Here is a 15,696-nt window from a genome sequence, read left to right as displayed (position 1 = left end):
GGTTTCTCACTAAAATTGGGACTGTTCCTTCCAGCCCGGGAGACCGCCATGACATTCGTACAACTGGTCGATTACACGACGCACCAGCCCGAGGCCATGAACAGCCTGCTCGACAAGTACGTCTCGCAGAGCCAGGGCCGGCGCACGGTGACGCACACCGTCGTGGGCAAGGACCGCGACAACTCCGAGCACTACGTCGACGTGGTCGAGTTCCCGTCCTACGAGGAGGCGATGAAGAACTCCAACCTCCCCGAGACGGACCGGATGTTCAACGAGATGGTGGCGTTGTGCGACGGCATGCCGACGTTCACCAACCTCGACGTGATCCGCGACGAGTCCCTCAACACCATGCTGGTGAACCGCATGTTCGAGGGGCTCATCCAGCAGGGCAACATGAGCCTCCTGGAGGAGTGTTACGCCCCCAACTACATCGACCACGACATCGGCAAGGAGCAGCAGACCGTGGTCGGGCGCGAGGAGATCCGCAAGGACGTGGAGATGTGGCGCGGCGCCTTCGACATGGAGTTCACCGTCGACGTGCAGCTGGCCCAGAACGACTGCGTCACCACGGTGTGGAGCTGGAAGGGCGTCCACAAGGGCGAGTTCATGGGGATGGCGGCCACCGGCAAGACCTGCACGATGACCGGCACCACCACCTTCCGCTGCGAGAACGGGAAGATCGCCGAGGGCTGGTGGCACTACGACGCCATGGGCCTGATGCGCCAGATGGGCATGACCGGCTGAACTGACGGACCGCCACCGGCCGCCGTGCGCGGCGGTGTCCGGCGGTCGGCGCGCACGGGAAGGCCCCCGCCGCACAGGATGCGACGGGGGCCTCGCGCGTCAGCGTCGGCCTCGGCGTCCGCGTCCGCGCCGTGGGGCGCGGCGGGCGCGAAGGTCAGTGGCTGTGGCCGTGACCGTGGCCGTGACCGTGGCCGTTCGCCTCTTCCTCTTCCTTCTTCTCGACGACCAGGGTCTCGGTCGTCAGCAGCAGGGAGGCGATGGAGGCGGCGTTCTCCAGGGCGGAGCGGGTGACCTTGACCGGGTCGATGACGCCGGCCTTGACCAGGTCGCCGTACTCGCCGGTGGCGGCGTTGAAGCCCTGGCCCTTCTCGAGCTCGGCGACCTTCGAGGTGATGACGTAGCCCTCGAGGCCGGCGTTCTCGGCGATCCAGCGCAGCGGCTCGACGGCGGCGCGGCGGACGACGGCGACGCCGGTGGCCTCGTCGCCCTCCTTGCCCAGGTTGTCGGCGAGGACCTTGGAGGCGTGGACCAGAGCGGAGCCACCACCGGAGACGATGCCCTCCTCGACCGCGGCGCGGGTCGCGGAGATGGCGTCCTCCAGACGGTGCTTCTTCTCCTTCAGCTCCACCTCGGTGGCGGCGCCGACCTTGATCACGCAGACGCCGCCGGCCAGCTTCGCGAGGCGCTCCTGGAGCTTCTCGCGGTCCCAGTCGGAGTCCGTGGCCTCGATCTCGGCCTTGATCTGGTTGACGCGGCCGAGGACCTCGTCGCTGCTGCCGGCACCGTCGACGATGGTGGTGTCGTCCTTGGTGACGGTCACGCGGCGGGCGGAGCCCAGCACGTCCAGGCCGGCCTGGTCGAGCTTGAGGCCGACCTCCTCGGCGATGACGGTGGCGCCGGTCAGGACGGCCATGTCCTGCAGCATCGCCTTGCGGCGGTCACCGAAGCCGGGCGCCTTGACGGCGACGGCGTTGAAGGTGCCGCGGATCTTGTTCACGACCAGGGTCGACAGGGCCTCGCCCTCGACGTCCTCGGCGATGATCAGGAGCGGCTTGGAGCCACCGGCCTGGATGACCTTCTCCAGCAGCGGCAGCAGATCCTGGATGGAGGAGATCTTGCCCTGGTTGATGAGGATGTACGGGTCCTCGAGGACGGCCTCCATGCGCTCCTGGTCCGTCACGAAGTACGGCGACAGGTAGCCCTTGTCGAAGGCCATGCCCTCGGTGAACTCGAGCTCGAGACCGAAGGTGTTCGACTCCTCGACGGTGATGACACCGTCCTTGCCGACCTTGTCCATCGCCTCGGCGATGAGCTCGCCGACCTGCTGGTCCTGCGCGGAGAGCGCGGCCACGGCGGCGATGTCGCTCTTGTCCTCGATCGGACGGGCGGTGGCGAGGAGGTCCTCGGAGACGGCCTTGACGGCGGCGTCGATGCCCTTCTTCAGGGAGGCCGGGGAGGCGCCGGCGGCGACGTTGCGCAGGCCCTCGCGGACCAGCGCCTGGGCCAGGACGGTCGCGGTGGTGGTGCCGTCACCCGCGATGTCGTTGGTCTTGGTCGCCACCTCCTTGACGAGCTGGGCGCCCAGGTTCTCGTACGGGTCCTCGAGCTCGACCTCGCGGGCGATCGTGACACCGCCGTTGGTGATGGTGGGGGCGCCGAACTTCTTGTCGATGACGACGTTGCGGCCCTTGGGGCCGATCGTCACCTTGACGGTGTCGGCAAGCTTGTTGACGCCGCGCTCGAGGGCGCGACGGGCGTCCTCGTCGAACTTCAGGATCTTCGCCATGGGAGCGTTCTCAGTCCTCTACGTAGAACGGAACGCGCCCCGGGCACCCGGATATGAAGGTCAGGGAGCCCAGGGCGCGTTCACAGCATCTGCTTCGCGTACTCGCGAGCTGCGGGGTGATTACTTCTCGACGATCGCGAGCACGTCGCGAGCCGAGAGGACGAGGTACTCCTCGCCGTTGTACTTCACCTCGGTGCCGCCGTACTTGCTGTACAGCACGATGTCGCCGACGGTCACGTCGAGCGGAAGGCGCTGGCCGTCCTCGAAGCGGCCCGGGCCCACGGCGAGGACGACGCCCTCCTGGGGCTTCTCCTTCGCGGTGTCCGGGATGACCAGGCCAGAAGCCGTGGTCTGCTCGGCGTCCAGCGGCTGGACCACGATGCGGTCCTCGAGCGGCTTGATGGCAACCTTGGAGCTGGCGGTCGTCACGATCCGACCTCCCCCTTCGGAGATCTCACGGGGTTAACTGTCTGAGGTGGCGACCAGGTGGATCCGTCGTCGCGGGTGCCGGACCTGCCCGTCGCTGTGTTGGCACTCCCCAGTGGCGAGTGCCAGGGCCGAGACTATTCCGGCGATTAGCACTCGGTCAAGCGGAGTGCCAATTCACAGCGCGGCGGTGTCGGCCGGAGGCGCCTCCGGGAGCCCGGTGCGGGCGTCCCGCCGGTGTGAGACTTCCCCTCGCCACCCCCCGGAGGAACCTCGCGGCGGACCCCGACGTCGTTGAAGACATGAAGATAAAGCGCCTCATAGGCGAGCAGAACGGACGGACTGCCTCCACCTACGCCGACGGCAGCGGGCTCCCGTGCGGGGACTGAGGCCGCTGACGGCGGCGGGCGCCCGGCGCCGGACCGAGGCGCTGCTGCTGGCGTTCGTCGTCCTGATCACGGTAGGCGGGCACGCCTGCGTGGGCCTGTCCATGACGGGCGAGCTGCCTGCGGAGCTGCCGAAGTTCGCGATCAGCATGACCCTGCTGGCGCTGGTGGGACACCTGGCGGTGCGCCGGTTCGCCGCGTACGCCGACCCGCTGGTCCTCCCGCTGACGTTCCTGCTGTCCGGGATCGGCCTGGTGCTGCTCGCGCGACTGGACCCGACGTACCTGGAGCGCTGGCCCAAGGCCGGCACCACCGCGCCGAACCAGCTCCTGTGGACCGTCGTCGGCACCGCCGCCTGCATCGGCATCCTGATGCTGCTGCGCGACCACCGGCACCTCCAGCGGTTCATCTACATCACGATGCTGGTGGCCCTCGCCCTCCTGACCGCGCCCGTGTTCTTCGGCGCGGACATGTACGGCGCCAAGCGGTGGATCATCATCGGCGGGCAGTCGCTCCAGCCGGGCGAGTTCGTCAAGATCATGATCTCGGTGTTCTTCGCCGGCTACCTCGTGGTCCACCGCGACTCGCTGTCGCTGACCGGGCGGAAGCTCCTGGGGATGCGGCTGCCGCCGATGCGTCAGCTCGGCCCCATCATCACCGTCTGGATCATCTCGTTGCTGGTGCTGGTCTTCGAACGCGACCTCGGCACCTCGCTGATCTTCTTCGGCGTCTTCGTCGTCATGCTGTACGTCGCCACCGAGCGCACCAGCTGGATCGTCTGCGGCCTGCTCATGGCCGCCCTCGGCGCCTTCGTCGTCGGCTCGACCGAACCCCACGTCAAGGGGCGCGTGGCCGCCTGGCTGGACCCGCTCGCCATCTACCTGCCGCCGGAGCAGCGGCCGCCCGGCATGGTCTCCGACCAGTCGGCGCAGGCGCTGTTCAGCTTCGGCAGCGGCGGGATCACCGGCACCGGACTCGGCCAGGGCCACCCCGAGCTGATCGGCTTCGCCGGGCGCAGCGACTTCATCCTGACGACCGTCGGCGAGGAGCTGGGCCTGGCCGGGGTGATGGTCGTCCTCGTGCTGTACGCGCTGCTCGTGCAGCGGGGGCTGCGGATGGCGCTGGGAGCCCGCGACCCGTTCGGCAAGCTGCTGGCGGTCGGACTCTCGGCGGCCCTGGCGCTGCAGGTCTTCGTCGTCGCGGGCGGCGTCACCGGGCTGATCCCGCTGACCGGCAAGGCGCTGCCGTTCCTCGCGAAGGGCGGCTCGTCCCTGGTGGCCAACTGGATCATGGTGGCGCTCCTGCTGCGCATCTCGGACAGCGCCGAACGCCAGCGGGAGGCCGACGCCCGGGGGCCGGTCGAGACCACGATCACCCCGGTGGTCGCCGCCGCGTCCGCGTCAGGGGCTCAGAGGTAGTCCTCCAGACGGCCTATGGCGTAGCCCTGGTCCTGGATGCGCCGCAGCATGCGCGCGGTCATCTGCGTGATGGTCGAGCCCTTGAGCTCGCTCGGGCCGCGGAAGTGGGCGAGGACGATGTCGCCGGGCCGGAGGGCGTCGCCCTCCGCGTACTGGAAGTCGTGGATCTGCATCGAGACCCGCCACAGCACGAGCTTCTCGAGGCCGCAGTCCGCGGCCGCGCGCAGCGTGGCGTCGTTGTAGTTGCCGTAGGGCGGGCGGAAGAGCCTCGGGGCCGTTCCGAACCGCTTCTCGAGGCGCTCCTGCTGCCCGCATATCTCGGCCCGCTGCCGCTCGTACGGGAGGGTGCGGAGGTTGGGATGGGTGAGGGTGTGGTTGTTGATCTCGCTGCCCGGTCCGAGCTTCTTGATCTCCGCGAAGTGCCCGTAGTCCGACGAGGCGACGCCGTCCGTGAGGAACATGCTGATCGGCAGCTTCAGGTCGGCGACCATCCGCAGGAACGCCGGGTCCTTCTCGGCGCCGTCGTCGTACGTCAGGAAGACGGTCTTCTGCCCGGCGGGCACGGGTATTCGGTCCACGACGGGTATCCGCCCGGGCTCCGCCGGCGGCAGCTGGGCCTTCCGCGCCGGCCGCGGCGCGAACCGCAGCGGCCGGGCCAGCCCCCACCGGCGGTACGCGGTCGACGCGGCGGCCCCGGCCGAGCCGCCGGGCGACGGCGTCGGGGTGGCGGTGGCGGCCGGGCGGCCCGGCCGGCCGTTCCGCCCGTCCTGCACTCCCGCCGTGGCCTTGCGTCCGAGCCGCTCGATCGGGTCCACGCTGTTCGCGCAGCCCGCCAGGGCGCCCGAGAGCGCGAGCACGAGCGTGAGCGCGAGCGCACCGGCCTTCGCCGTCCCGGCCCCCGGCCGGCGCGCCTTGATCACAGATAGTCCTCCAGCTTGGCCACGGCGTACCCCTTGTCCGTGACGGTCTTCATGACGCGACGGATCATGTCAGGCATGGTGCCCTTCCAGTCCTCGCGCCCCCGGAAGTGCGTGAGGATGATGTCGCCGGGGTGCAGGTCCTGGTCGTACTCCCGCCACTCCATGTGGTCGACGAAGGCCTCGGAGTTCCACAGCGGGACCGCCTTGATGCCGCAGGACTTGGCAGCGCGCAGGGTGTCCTGGTTGTAGTTCCCGTACGGCGGGCGGAAGACGCTCGGGCGCCTGCCGAACTGCTTCTCGATGGTGTCCTGCTGGCCGCAGATCTCCTCGCGCTGCTTCTCGTACGAGAGCGCGGGCAGGTAGCGGTGGTTGAGGGTGTGGTTGTTCAGCGTGACGCCGAGGTCCTGCATCTTGCGGAAGTACGGGTAGTCGTCGCGCACGAGGTAGTCGCTGAGGAAGGCCGTGTACGGGATCCGCAGCTCCTCCATCATCCTGAGGAACTCCGGGTCCTTCTCGGCGCCGTCGTCGATCGTCAGGAAGACGACCTTCTGCGTGGTGGGGACGGTGGTGAAGACCGGCGGCAGCTGGAGGCTCTGCTGGTCCTCCACCTCGAACCCCTCGCGCGGGGAGATCTCCGGCTTCTCCTTCGGCGGAGCGGGCGGCAGCAGCGGCGTGCCCGCCAGGCCCCACTTCCGCGCGGCGGCGACGCGGGCCTGCTGGGGCTGCTGGACGCGGTAGGCGTACGAGCCCGGCAGGGCGGCCGGGGCGCCGAGGGCCTCGGGCTTCCCCTTCTCCCGCTCCTTGGCCGTCTTCGGGTGCGGGGCCGCGCCGTGCGGTGCGGACGAGCCGCAGGCGGTGCCGAGAGCGGCGACGAGGAGCGCGGCCACGGCGATGCCGAGGCGCCGCCGACGGCCCGACGCGTGCGTGTTTTGTTCCGTTTTTCCTACTAGCTGCATGGCGCCGGATCTTGTCACCCCGGGCCCCCGGCCCCCGGCCGACACCGCGGCGCGCGGCGATACGTTCCTTCGCCTGGCCGACACCGGGGGCCGCACCGGCGGGCAGGACAATGAACCCGTGAACGACCTCGCCGCCTTCGCCGCCCTGCTCACCCCCGAGGGCCGCGCCCTGCTCGACGCCCTGCGCGACTACGACCCGGCCCAGGAGCTCGCCACCGCCACCCGGCTGCGCCGCGAGCACCCCGCCGAGCTGGTCTCCGCCGCCCTCGGACAGGCCCGGCTGCGCCAGCGCGCGGTGCCCAAGTTCGGGGCCGAGGACGCCTTCCGGATGTTCTTCACGCCGGCCGGGGTCGAGATGGCCACCCGCGCCTCCGTCGCCGCCTACCGCGCCGAGCGGCTGGCCGCCCTGGGCGTGCGCAGCCTCGCCGACCTGTGCTGCGGCATCGGTGGCGACGCGCTCGCCCTGGCCCGGGCCGGGATCCGGGTGCTGGCCGTGGACCGCGACCCCCTGACGGCCGCCGTGGCGCGGGCCAACGCCGAGGCGCTGGGACTGGCGGAGCTCGTCGAGGTCCGCGAGGCGGACGTGACGGAGGTGGACACCGACGGGTACGACGCGGTGTTCCTGGACCCGGCGCGCCGGGGCGGGCGGGGCCGGACCTTCGACCCCGAGGCGTACTCCCCGCCGCTGTCCTGGGCCGTCGAGGCGGCCCGTACGGCGAAGCACGCGGCCATCAAGATCGCCCCCGGCATCCCGCACGAGGCGGTGCCGACCGAGGCCGAGGCCGAGTGGATCTCCGACGCGGGGGACGTGAAGGAGGCCGTGCTCTGGTTCGGCACCGCACCGGGCGCGGTGCGCGCGACGCTGCTGCCGCGGGGTGCCTCGCTGGTGACGGCCGCCCCGCTGCCCGACCCGGAGGCCGGCCCGGTCGGACGCTACCTGTACGAGCCGGACGGCGCCGTGATCCGGGCCCACCTGGTCGCGGAGGTCGCGGCGGAGCTGGACGGACGGCTGATCGACCCCACCATCGCGTACGTCACGGCCGACGCGCTGCGCGCGACGCCGTACGCCACGGCGTACGAGATCACCGACGTGCTGCCCTTCAACCTCAAGAAGCTCAAGGCACTGCTGCGCGAGCGCGGGGTCGGGAACCTGACCGTCAAGAAGCGCGGCTCCGCGATCGAGCCCGAGGAACTGCGCCGGAAGGTCAAGCCGCAGGGGCCGAACGCGGCCACCGTCATCCTGACCCGGGTGGCGGGTGCTCCCTCCATGCTGATCGGTCACCCTGCTCCGGCACCCGCGTGAGGGGAGGCGCGCCGAGCGCCGGGTACGCCGCCGGCCGGTCCGCCGTGGCCGCCGCGCGCCCGGCGCCGGCACATCCCGGGCCCGGGCCGGTGAAGGCCCGTACCGCCCAGCGGTAGTGCACGGCGGCCTTCGCCACGCCTGCCAGTCCCGTGGTCCACAGGATCACCGCCAGCCCCATGAAGTACGCGACCTCGCCGTACGAGGTCCCGCCCGGCCGGGGCCGGACCGCCACCCCGAAGGACACCCACAGCCCGAGCGCGCACACCGCGAGCGAGGAGAGCAGCCACACCAGGCTGCGCCCCGGCGCCCGGTGCCGGGGGTCGCCCGCCGGGTCGCTCCCCGACGCCGCCCAGGCGCACAGCAGCCGGCGCGCCTCCCGATCCAGCCGGACGGCCGCGGCCAGCCCGAACCCGGCCGGCACCAGGACGCCGGCGCCGAGGGCGGCGAAGAACAGCCCGAGGACGTCCTCGGCCCCGCCGCGCCCGAAGGACATCCCCGCCATGCCGAGGAACGACCAGCCCAGCGCGGAGATCGCGGACACGCACCACATCAGGAGCAGCCGCCCGTAGCCGAGGCTGCACCGCACCAGCTCCGCCAGGACGCGGGCCCGCTCCTCCCGCGCGACGACCGCGGCGGCCGTACCGCCCGGGCCGCCGTGGCCGTCGTGGCCACCGGCACCGCCCGCGCCACCGGCGCCGCCCGCGCCGCCCGCCGTGCGCGCGGCGGGCCGGGGCCGTATGTGCGCGGGCGGCGGCGGGTGCGGCAGGTCTCGGCGGAACATGCCCCGACCCTAGCGGGAGGTGATCACTCCCGGCCCACCGACTCGAAGCGCCAGCGGTGCACCGGACGGGTGATCAGGTCCGCTGCCGGTTCCGGCAGTTCGGGCAGCGGCGCGGCGAAGTCCGCGGCGGGCCACCAGGTGATGACCAGCACCCTGTCCTGGGGGGCGCGGAACAGCTCGCAGTGCAACGGGCGTTCGGCCAGCTCCGCCGCGCGGGCCCGGGCCCACTCCAGGAGTTCGGCGCCCCGGCCGGCGGTGGCCCGGGCCTCCCACATCAGGGCCAGCGTCGTCGTGCGGCCCGCCTCCGGCTCACTCACGAGTACAGGTTGTCCTTGCTCATCTCGTGGACGTGGTCGTGGTCATGGGAGTGGCCGTGACCGTGGGAGTGGCCGTGGCCGCCCGTGCCCGGCACGTGCGGGTCGGTGACCGGCAGGGACGAGTCCGCCGACAGGTCCCAGTCGGACGCCGGGCGGCCGCGCGCGACCATCTCCGCCCCGAGGGCGGCGACCATCGCGCCGTTGTCGGTGCACAGCTTGGGCCGCGGTACGCGCAGCACGATCCCGGCGTCGTCGCAGCGCTCCTGCGCCAGCGACCGCAGCCGGGAGTTGGCGGCCACGCCACCGCCGATCATCAGGTGGTCGACGCCCTCGTCCTTGCACGCCCGGATCGCCTTGCGGGTGAGCACGTCCACCACGGCCTCCTGGAACGACGCGGCCACGTCCCGGACCGGCACGTCCTCGCCCGCGTTGCGCTTGGCCTCGATCCAGCGGGCCACCGCCGTCTTGAGGCCGGAGAAGGAGAAGTCGTACGCCGGGTCGCGGGGCCCGGTCAGCCCGCGCGGGAACGCGATCGCCGACGGGTCGCCCTCCTTGGCGAGCCGGTCGATGACCGGGCCGCCGGGGAAGCCGAGGTTCAGCACGCGGGCGATCTTGTCGAAGGCCTCGCCCGCCGCGTCGTCGATGGTCGCGCCGAGCGGCCGTACGTCGGAGGTGATGTCGGGGGCCAGCAGCAGCGAGGAGTGCCCGCCGGAGACCAGCAGGGCCATCGTCGGCTCGGGCAGCGCGCCGTGCTCCAGCTGGTCCACGCAGATGTGCGAGGCGAGGTGGTTCACGCCGTACAGCGGCTTGCCGAGCGCGTACGCGTAGGCCTTCGCCGCCGAGGTGCCGACCAGCAGCGCCCCCGCGAGGCCCGGGCCGGCGGTGACCGCGACGCCGTCGAGGTCGCGGGCGCTGACGCCGGCCTCCTTCAGGGCGCGCTCGATGGTCGGGACCATCGCCTCCAGGTGCGCGCGGGAGGCGACCTCGGGCACGACACCGCCGAAGCGCGCGTGCTCGTCGACGCTGGAGGCGACGGCGTCGGCGAGCAGGGTGTGGCCGCGGACGATGCCGACGCCGGTCTCGTCGCAGGAGGTCTCGATGCCGAGGACGAGCGGTTCGTCAGCCATGGGTCTCACTTCGTACGGAGCTAGCGGAACTTACGGATCGGGCGGGGTCGGACAGGCGCATCACGAGGGCGTCGACGTTGCCGGGCTGGTAGTAGCCGCGCCGGAAGCCGATGGGCTCGAAGCCGAAGCGCTCGTAGAGGCGTTGGGCGCGGGTGTTGTCCACCCGTACCTCCAGCAGCACCTCGGCGCACTCGAAGGCGGTCGCGGCGCGCAGCAGTTCGGTGAGCAGCCGGGCGCCCAGGCCGGTGCCCCACTGGTCGCGGGCCGCGGCGATGGTCTGGACGTCGGCCAGGTCGCCGGCGGCGGCCAGGCCCGCGTACCCGACGATGCGGCCGCCGTCCTCCGCGACCAGGTAGCGGCGGGTGGCGTGCGGGCCGCGCGCGTGGGCGAGCTCGGACCAGAACATCCCGGCGGACCACGAGTCCTCCGGGAAGAGGTCGTGCTCCAGCTCCAGCACCGGCGCGATGTCCCACCAGCGCATCTCGCGCAGCACGGCCGTTCCCGGTGCGTCCGGGGCGCCCGGCGCATCCGGTGCGTGCGGTGCTTCCGGTGCGCCGGTCACTTGGGGGTGACCACCTTGTAGTTCTTGGGCACCTGGGCGTCCGGGCGGCGCAGGTACAGCGGCTGCGCGGGCAGGAACTCCTCCCCGGCGGCGAGCTTCGCGGCCGCCAGCGCCGCCAGGGCGGCGGCGGACTGGTGCTCGGGGCCGCGCGCGTCCTTGAACACCTCGGGGTAGAGGAGCGCGCCGGCGCCGACCGCGGGCAGGCCCGCGACCTGGTCGGCGATGTCGGCCGGACGGTCCACGGCGGGACCGCCGACGCGGGTGCGCGGGTCCTCGTACCGGGCCCAGTAGACCTCCTTGCGGCGCGCGTCGGTGGCGACGGCGAAGGGGCCTTCGATGCCGCCCTCCAGGCCGGCGGCGTACGCCAGGCCGTCGAGGGTGCACAGGCCGTGCACCGGCACGCCGAGCACGGACGCGAAGGTCGCGGCGGTCACGAGGCCGACCCGCAGGCCCGTGTACGGGCCGGGGCCGAGGCCGACGACGATGCCGGTGACGGCGTCGAGCTTCAGCCCCGCCTCGGCGAGGACCCGGTCGACGGAGGGGAGCAGGAGCTCCCCGTGGCGGCGGGCGTCGACCTGGTTGGCCTCGGCGACGACGGACTCGCCGTCGTGGAGGGCGACGGTGACGGCGGGAGTAGCGGTATCCACAGCGAGCAAGAGCACGCGAACAGCCTACGACTCCGGGGCGGGAGCCATGGCGGGCCCGCTGTCCGGCGCCCCTGCTGCTACCGTCGGGCCAAGCATTGGCGGAGCGTGAACGCGAAGGTGGGACAGGGTGGCACGGACCAGCTCGGGAATCGTGGCCGGGCTCACGGCCGCGGCGATCGCCGCCGTCGGTTTCCTCGCCTACCAGGCCCAGGCCAGCGCCCCCCGCATGCGCGCCGCGTCCCCGCAGCAGCCGGGGAAGACCGAGCCCAAGCCGGACGCCTCGACCGGCACGGGGGCGGGCACGGGCGCGGGCACCGACAAGCGGCACTCCGACGCCCTTCCCGCGGACTCCGGCACGGGCGTGCGGGTCGTCTACTCGGTCGGCGGCAAGCGGGTCTGGCTGGTCGGTCCGGGCGCCAAGGCCCCGAGGACCTTCGAGGTGGTGCCCTCGACGGTGCACCCGAAGCCGGGCACGTACGCCGTGACCTCGCGGTCCGGGCAGGTTCAGGGGTCGGACGGGGTGCCGATCGAGCACGTCGTGCGGTTCACCAGCGTGGGCGGAGTGGCGATCGGGTTCAGCGCGCGGCTGGACGGCAAGCTGCCGGCGCCGAAGGCCGGGCAGAAGACGGGCGGTATCCGCATGACGCGGCCCGACGGTGACGCGATGTGGAGCTTCGCGACGGTCTCGTCGAAGGTCGTCGTGGTCCCGTAAACACTGTCCACCCGTAAACACCGTCCACCCGTACGGAGTACCGCCCCACCCCCTCGACGCCCCCGGCGTCCGAACCGCGCCCCCAGGCCACTCCGGCCCGCGGGGCGTTCGAGCACACCCGGGCGCGGAGCACCGGGGAGGTCGCCCCGCAGGGCCCGTCGGCCCGCGCCCTTTCCCGACAACTCGTCGGCAACATATTGCGCAGCGCCCCGCACCCGTGGTGACATGGTATCCACGACCCGGTTAGGTATACCTAACCTCGGCTCTCCGGGGCGCAGGAGGCGACCATGCCCGCACCGCAGCGCGAGCACGAAGACGACCCCCACCGCCGTCCGCCGCGCCCCGTGACGTCAGCACCGTCCATGCGGGACCTGCTGGCCTCCTGCGCCGCCGCGACCGCGGTCTCGACGCCGCCGTCCGACGGGCCCGCCGTACGCCCCGGGCCGCCGGACGCCCCCGGACACCCCGCCCGCACCGCCCGCCCCGCCCCACCCGCGGCAGCCGCGTAAGGCGCGCCGGGGCAGGGCGGAGCGAAGCGGGCGGGTCCTACGCGTCCCTGAGGCGCGTCAGTTCGGCCGCGTCCCAGCGGGCGCCGACACCGGTGACGAGGACCTCGCGCACGTCGTCGAGGACCTCCTCGTGGCCGACCGCCCGCGCGATGACGACGTGCAGCCGGTCGTCCGACAGCTCCTCGACCTTCCCGTCGCCCCACTCCACCACGACCACCGAGTCCGGCAGCGAGACGTCGAGGTCCAGGTCCTCCATCTCGTCGAGCCCCCCGCCCAGCCGGTAGGCGTCGACGTGCACCAGCGGCGGCCCGTCGGCCAGCGACGGGTGCACCCGGGCGATCACGAACGTCGGCGAGGTCACGGCCCCGCGCACGCCCAACCCCTCGCCCAGACCCCGGGTCAGCGTGGTCTTGCCGGCCCCCAGTTCGCCGGTGAGGAGGACGAGGTCGCCGGGGCGCAGCAGACCCGCGAGGGCGCGGCCGAGCCGCTGCATCCGCTCGGGGGAGTCGACGGTGACGCGCACGGCGGGCGCGGGCTCCTGGTCGGGCCCGGTGAGCGGCTCCATCCCGGTGACGGGGTCGTCGGCCTCAGCGGGCCGGATGTGCGGTGCTTCCATACGTGCCAACGTTAGCCGCTGCCGGCAGCACGCCCGCCCGCGCCAGCAGCCCCGTCAGCCGCCCGGTGACGGTCTCCGGGTGCTCGAGCATCACCAGGTGCCCGGCTTCGGGGACGACGGCCAACTCGGCCTCCGGGAGCCGGCCCGCGATGACCTCGCTGTGCGCGAGCGGGGTGATCAGGTCCCCCTCACCCGCCAGCACCAGGACCGGCACCCCGTCGAACACGTCCAGCGCCGCCGTCTTGTCGTGGGCGTGGAAGGCCGGGTAGAACTCGGCGACCACGTCGATGGGGGTGTTCTCGATCATCCGCTCGGCGAACCGCGCCACCGCCGGATCGACGTCCTTCCCGGCGAACGAATACTTCTTGATCATCCCGGCGAACAGGTCCGCGGTCGCCCGCCGCCCCCGCTCCACCAGGTCCACCTCGGCGCCGAGCGCGCGCAGCACCCCCGGCAGGACGCGCCGTACGACCGGCACGCTCGCCGCCGGCAGGCCGTACGTGACCTCCCCCAGCCCCCCGCTGGAGGTCCCGACCAGGGCCACGCCCGCCACGCGCTCGCGCACCAGCTCCGGGAACTGCTGCCCCAGGGCCATGATCGTCATACCGCCCATGGAGTGCCCCACGAGCACCAGCGGCCCCTCGGGCGCGGCGGCCCCGATGACGGCCGCCAGGTCGCGGCCGAGCTGGTCGATGCTGACGGGTACGCCGTCGGCCTGGGCGAGCCCCCGCCCCGAACGGCCGTGGCTGCGCTGGTCCCAGTGGACCGTGCGGACCAGCCCGCGCAGCGCGGCGCGCTGGAAGTGCCAGGCGTCCTGGCTGAGGCAGTAGCCGTGGCAGAACACCACCGTCGGCGCCGGCGCGGCCTTGCGGCGCAGCCGGCCGCGCTTGGGCTCCGGCGCCTCGTCGACCTCGTAGTACAGCTCGGTGCCGTCCTCGGCGCGCACCCGGCCGGGAGCGCCGCGCAGCGACCCGTACGGGCCGGCGGCGTCGAGCGCCAGCCGCGCCTGCCGGCGCATCCCGCGCCCGACGGTCAGCCGCTCCACGGCCACGCCGGCCGCCGCGCCGGCGGCTATGACGCCGATCGCGGCGCCGGCCAGGCCGGCCTTGCGCCAGTTCTCGCTCACGGCACTCACCTCTGCCACCTCTGCGGGGGGTCGCTTAGCTGCGTTCCTTGCCACGTGCCGGCGCGCCCCCGTGCGGGGGTACGCGGTACTGCGTGCCCTGGACCACCGGACCGCTGCCGGGAGGCGTCAGGGAAGGGTCAGGTCGTCGGGCGGTTCAGGACGTCGCTTCGGATCCGGGATCCTCGTTCAGGTAGACGCGCGGAACGCGGGGACCGATGCGCGTCACGATCTCGTACGCGATGGTGCCCGCGGCCCGGGCCCAGTCCTCGGCGGTGGGCTCCCCGGCGTCGCCCGGACCGAACAGGACGGCCTCGTCGCCGGTGCGCACGGTGTCGGCGCCGAGGTCGACCACGAACTGGTCCATGGCCACGCGCCCGGCCGCCGTCCGCACCTTGCCGCCCACGAGCACCGGACCGCGTCCGGAGGCGTGCCGCGGGATGCCGTCGGCGTAACCGGCGGGGATCAGGGCCAGGTTGGTCTCGTGCCCGGTGACGTAGTGGTGGCCGTAGCTCACCCCGTGGCCGGCCGGGACGCCCTTGACCAGGGCGACCGAGGCCTTGAGGGACATGGCGGGGCGCAGCCCGAGCTGGGCGGACGTGCCGAGTTCGGGTGCGGGCGAGACGCCGTACACGGCGAGGCCGGTGCGGACGAGGTCGAAGTGCGAATCGGGGAGCGTGAGGGTCGCGGGCGAGTTGGCGATGTGCCTCACCTCCGGCTCCAGGCCTTCCTTCTCCGCGTAGCCCACCATGTCGCGGAAGAGTGCGAGCTGAGCGGCGATCGACGGGTGGCCGGGCTCGTCGGCGCAGGCGAAGTGCGACCACAGGCCGGTGACCTTGATCGCGCCCTCGCTCTGGGCGGCGAGCGCCGCCTGGACGAGCTCGGGCCAGTCGGCGGGCTGGCAGCCGTTGCGCCCGAGTCCGGTGTCGGCCTTGAGCTGGACGCGGGCGGTACGGCCGCTCGCCCGTGCGGCGGCGAGGACCTCGTCGAGGGCCCACATGCCGGACACGGCCACGTCCACGTCCGCCTCGATCGCCTCGCGCCAGGGGCCGCCGGGGGTCCAGAGCCAGCACAGGGTGCGGGTGGTGATGCCGGCCGCGCGGAGGGCGAGGGCCTCCTGCGGGGTGGCCGTGCCGAGCCAGGTCGCGCCCGCCCGGAGGGCGGCGCGGGCACAGGGGACGGCCCCGTGACCGTAGGCGTCCGCCTTGACGACGGCCATCAGCTCGGACCGGGGAGCCCGCTCGCGCAGTGCGCGCACGTTCCCCCGTACGGCGGCCAGGTCGATCTCGGCGCGTACGCGCGGCGGTGTCTCGTTCATCGCGCCCAGTCTCTCATCCGGGCACCGGAGGGCCCGGCTCCGGCC

Annotated in this window: 17 protein-coding genes; 5 read left to right on the top strand and 12 right to left on the bottom strand. The window is 72.9% G+C overall.

The features are described from left to right. Positions 1 to 48: 48 nt before the first annotated feature. Positions 49 to 744: an ester cyclase gene (locus IF43_RS0121195; RefSeq protein ID WP_030202904.1), complete on the top strand. Its 696-nt coding sequence runs from the start codon at positions 49 to 51 to the stop codon at positions 742 to 744. Positions 745 to 898: 154 nt separating this feature from the next. On the opposite strand, the gene groL is transcribed toward IF43_RS0121195, so the two are convergent. Continuing rightward, complete coding sequence (groL, locus tag IF43_RS0121190; RefSeq protein ID WP_030202902.1) at positions 899 to 2,530, bottom strand: chaperonin GroEL; 1,632 nt, start codon at positions 2,528 to 2,530, stop codon at positions 899 to 901. A 120-nt stretch (positions 2,531 to 2,650) separates the two neighbouring features. After that, positions 2,651 to 2,959, bottom strand: a complete 309-nt coding sequence (gene groES, locus IF43_RS0121185) for a co-chaperone GroES (RefSeq protein WP_030202899.1) — start codon at positions 2,957 to 2,959, stop codon at positions 2,651 to 2,653. A 373-nt stretch (positions 2,960 to 3,332) separates the two neighbouring features. On the opposite strand from groES, the gene IF43_RS0121175 reads away from it, so the two are divergent. Continuing rightward, positions 3,333 to 4,760, top strand: a complete 1,428-nt coding sequence (locus tag IF43_RS0121175) for an FtsW/RodA/SpoVE family cell cycle protein (protein WP_030202896.1) — start codon at positions 3,333 to 3,335, stop codon at positions 4,758 to 4,760. Here IF43_RS0121175 and IF43_RS0121170 read toward each other — a convergent pair. Together IF43_RS0121170 and IF43_RS0121165 are read right to left on the bottom strand one after the other, a co-directional pair. Further along, entirely contained in the window at positions 4,751 to 5,680 is a 930-nt protein-coding gene (locus tag IF43_RS0121170) for a polysaccharide deacetylase family protein (RefSeq protein WP_078910335.1), read from the bottom strand. The genes IF43_RS0121175 and IF43_RS0121170 overlap by 10 nt on opposite strands. Then, positions 5,677 to 6,636 (bottom strand): polysaccharide deacetylase family protein, encoded by a 960-nt coding sequence (locus IF43_RS0121165; protein WP_037889398.1) that lies wholly within the window; start codon positions 6,634 to 6,636, stop codon positions 5,677 to 5,679. The genes IF43_RS0121170 and IF43_RS0121165 overlap by 4 nt, the downstream gene beginning before the upstream one ends. A gap of 118 nt (positions 6,637 to 6,754) precedes the next feature. Between IF43_RS0121165 and IF43_RS0121160 the strand changes: the two genes are divergently transcribed. Then, positions 6,755 to 7,939, top strand: a complete 1,185-nt coding sequence (locus tag IF43_RS0121160) for a class I SAM-dependent methyltransferase (protein ID WP_030202887.1) — start codon at positions 6,755 to 6,757, stop codon at positions 7,937 to 7,939. Here IF43_RS0121160 and IF43_RS41740 read toward each other — a convergent pair. The 5 genes from IF43_RS41740 to tsaB all read right to left on the bottom strand — a co-directional run bounded on the left by IF43_RS41740 (position 7,872) and on the right by tsaB (position 11,388). Next, a complete protein-coding gene (locus tag IF43_RS41740) occupies positions 7,872 to 8,720 on the bottom strand; it encodes a hypothetical protein (protein WP_051795773.1) in 849 nt (282 codons plus the stop codon). The two genes, IF43_RS0121160 and IF43_RS41740, sit on opposite strands and share 68 nt — an antisense overlap. A gap of 23 nt (positions 8,721 to 8,743) precedes the next feature. Continuing rightward, positions 8,744 to 8,995: a hypothetical protein gene (locus IF43_RS0121150; RefSeq protein WP_030202883.1), complete on the bottom strand. Its 252-nt coding sequence runs from the start codon at positions 8,993 to 8,995 to the stop codon at positions 8,744 to 8,746. A gap of 38 nt (positions 8,996 to 9,033) precedes the next feature. Beyond that, positions 9,034 to 10,164, bottom strand: coding sequence for a tRNA (adenosine(37)-N6)-threonylcarbamoyltransferase complex transferase subunit TsaD (gene tsaD, locus IF43_RS0121145; RefSeq protein ID WP_030202881.1), 1,131 nt, complete (start codon positions 10,162 to 10,164; stop codon positions 9,034 to 9,036). Next, the gene (rimI, locus tag IF43_RS36710) at positions 10,157 to 10,645 is read right to left on the bottom strand and encodes a ribosomal protein S18-alanine N-acetyltransferase (protein WP_037889414.1); all 489 of its coding nucleotides are present in this window, start codon (positions 10,643 to 10,645) and stop codon (positions 10,157 to 10,159) included. The genes tsaD and rimI overlap by 8 nt, the downstream gene beginning before the upstream one ends. Positions 10,646 to 10,722: 77 nt before the next feature. Continuing rightward, entirely contained in the window at positions 10,723 to 11,388 is a 666-nt protein-coding gene (tsaB, locus tag IF43_RS0121135; protein WP_030202875.1) for a tRNA (adenosine(37)-N6)-threonylcarbamoyltransferase complex dimerization subunit type 1 TsaB, read from the bottom strand. A 112-nt stretch (positions 11,389 to 11,500) separates the two neighbouring features. Here tsaB and IF43_RS0121130 point away from each other — a divergent pair, with 112 nt between their 5' ends. Together IF43_RS0121130 and IF43_RS36705 are read left to right on the top strand one after the other, a co-directional pair. After that, a complete protein-coding gene (locus IF43_RS0121130; RefSeq protein WP_078910333.1) occupies positions 11,501 to 12,085 on the top strand; it encodes a hypothetical protein in 585 nt (194 codons plus the stop codon). A gap of 287 nt (positions 12,086 to 12,372) precedes the next feature. Beyond that, positions 12,373 to 12,594: a hypothetical protein gene (locus tag IF43_RS36705; protein ID WP_037889393.1), complete on the top strand. Its 222-nt coding sequence runs from the start codon at positions 12,373 to 12,375 to the stop codon at positions 12,592 to 12,594. A 37-nt stretch (positions 12,595 to 12,631) separates the two neighbouring features. Here the strand turns inward: IF43_RS36705 and tsaE are convergent, their stop codons facing one another. The 3 genes from tsaE to alr all read right to left on the bottom strand — a co-directional run bounded on the left by tsaE (position 12,632) and on the right by alr (position 15,651). After that, positions 12,632 to 13,159: a tRNA (adenosine(37)-N6)-threonylcarbamoyltransferase complex ATPase subunit type 1 TsaE gene (tsaE, locus tag IF43_RS0121120; protein WP_107048555.1), complete on the bottom strand. Its 528-nt coding sequence runs from the start codon at positions 13,157 to 13,159 to the stop codon at positions 12,632 to 12,634. A gap of 22 nt (positions 13,160 to 13,181) precedes the next feature. Further along, a complete protein-coding gene (locus IF43_RS0121115; RefSeq protein WP_234332398.1) occupies positions 13,182 to 14,345 on the bottom strand; it encodes an alpha/beta fold hydrolase in 1,164 nt (387 codons plus the stop codon). A gap of 145 nt (positions 14,346 to 14,490) precedes the next feature. Then, entirely contained in the window at positions 14,491 to 15,651 is a 1,161-nt protein-coding gene (alr, locus tag IF43_RS0121110; RefSeq protein WP_030202843.1) for an alanine racemase, read from the bottom strand. Positions 15,652 to 15,696: the final 45 nt, after the last annotated feature.

Source organism: Streptomyces sp. NRRL S-87 (genome assembly GCF_000719335.1).
Lineage (GTDB): Bacteria > Actinomycetota > Actinomycetes > Streptomycetales > Streptomycetaceae > Streptomyces.
This window is presented reverse-complemented; position numbering and strand designations above follow the sequence as displayed.

Bases quoted from the DNA above. Each gene is read 5' to 3' on its own strand.
- rimI (WP_037889414.1), bottom strand. From the start codon at position 10,645: ATGCGCTGGTGGGACATCGCGCCGGTGCTGGAGCTGGAGCACGACCTC.
- alr (WP_030202843.1), bottom strand. From the start codon at position 15,651: ATGAACGAGACACCGCCGCGCGTACGCGCCGAGATCGACCTGGCCGCC.
- tsaD (WP_030202881.1), bottom strand. From the start codon at position 10,164: ATGGCTGACGAACCGCTCGTCCTCGGCATCGAGACCTCCTGCGACGAG.
- groL (WP_030202902.1), bottom strand. From the start codon at position 2,530: ATGGCGAAGATCCTGAAGTTCGACGAGGACGCCCGTCGCGCCCTCGAG.
- IF43_RS0121165 (WP_037889398.1), bottom strand. From the start codon at position 6,636: ATGCAGCTAGTAGGAAAAACGGAACAAAACACGCACGCGTCGGGCCGT.
- IF43_RS0121195 (WP_030202904.1), top strand. From the start codon at position 49: ATGACATTCGTACAACTGGTCGATTACACGACGCACCAGCCCGAGGCC.
- IF43_RS36705 (WP_037889393.1), top strand. From the start codon at position 12,373: ATGCCCGCACCGCAGCGCGAGCACGAAGACGACCCCCACCGCCGTCCG.
- tsaE (WP_107048555.1), bottom strand. From the start codon at position 13,159: ATGGAGCCGCTCACCGGGCCCGACCAGGAGCCCGCGCCCGCCGTGCGC.
- IF43_RS41740 (WP_051795773.1), bottom strand. From the start codon at position 8,720: ATGTTCCGCCGAGACCTGCCGCACCCGCCGCCGCCCGCGCACATACGG.
- IF43_RS0121150 (WP_030202883.1), bottom strand. From the start codon at position 8,995: ATGTGGGAGGCCCGGGCCACCGCCGGCCGGGGCGCCGAACTCCTGGAG.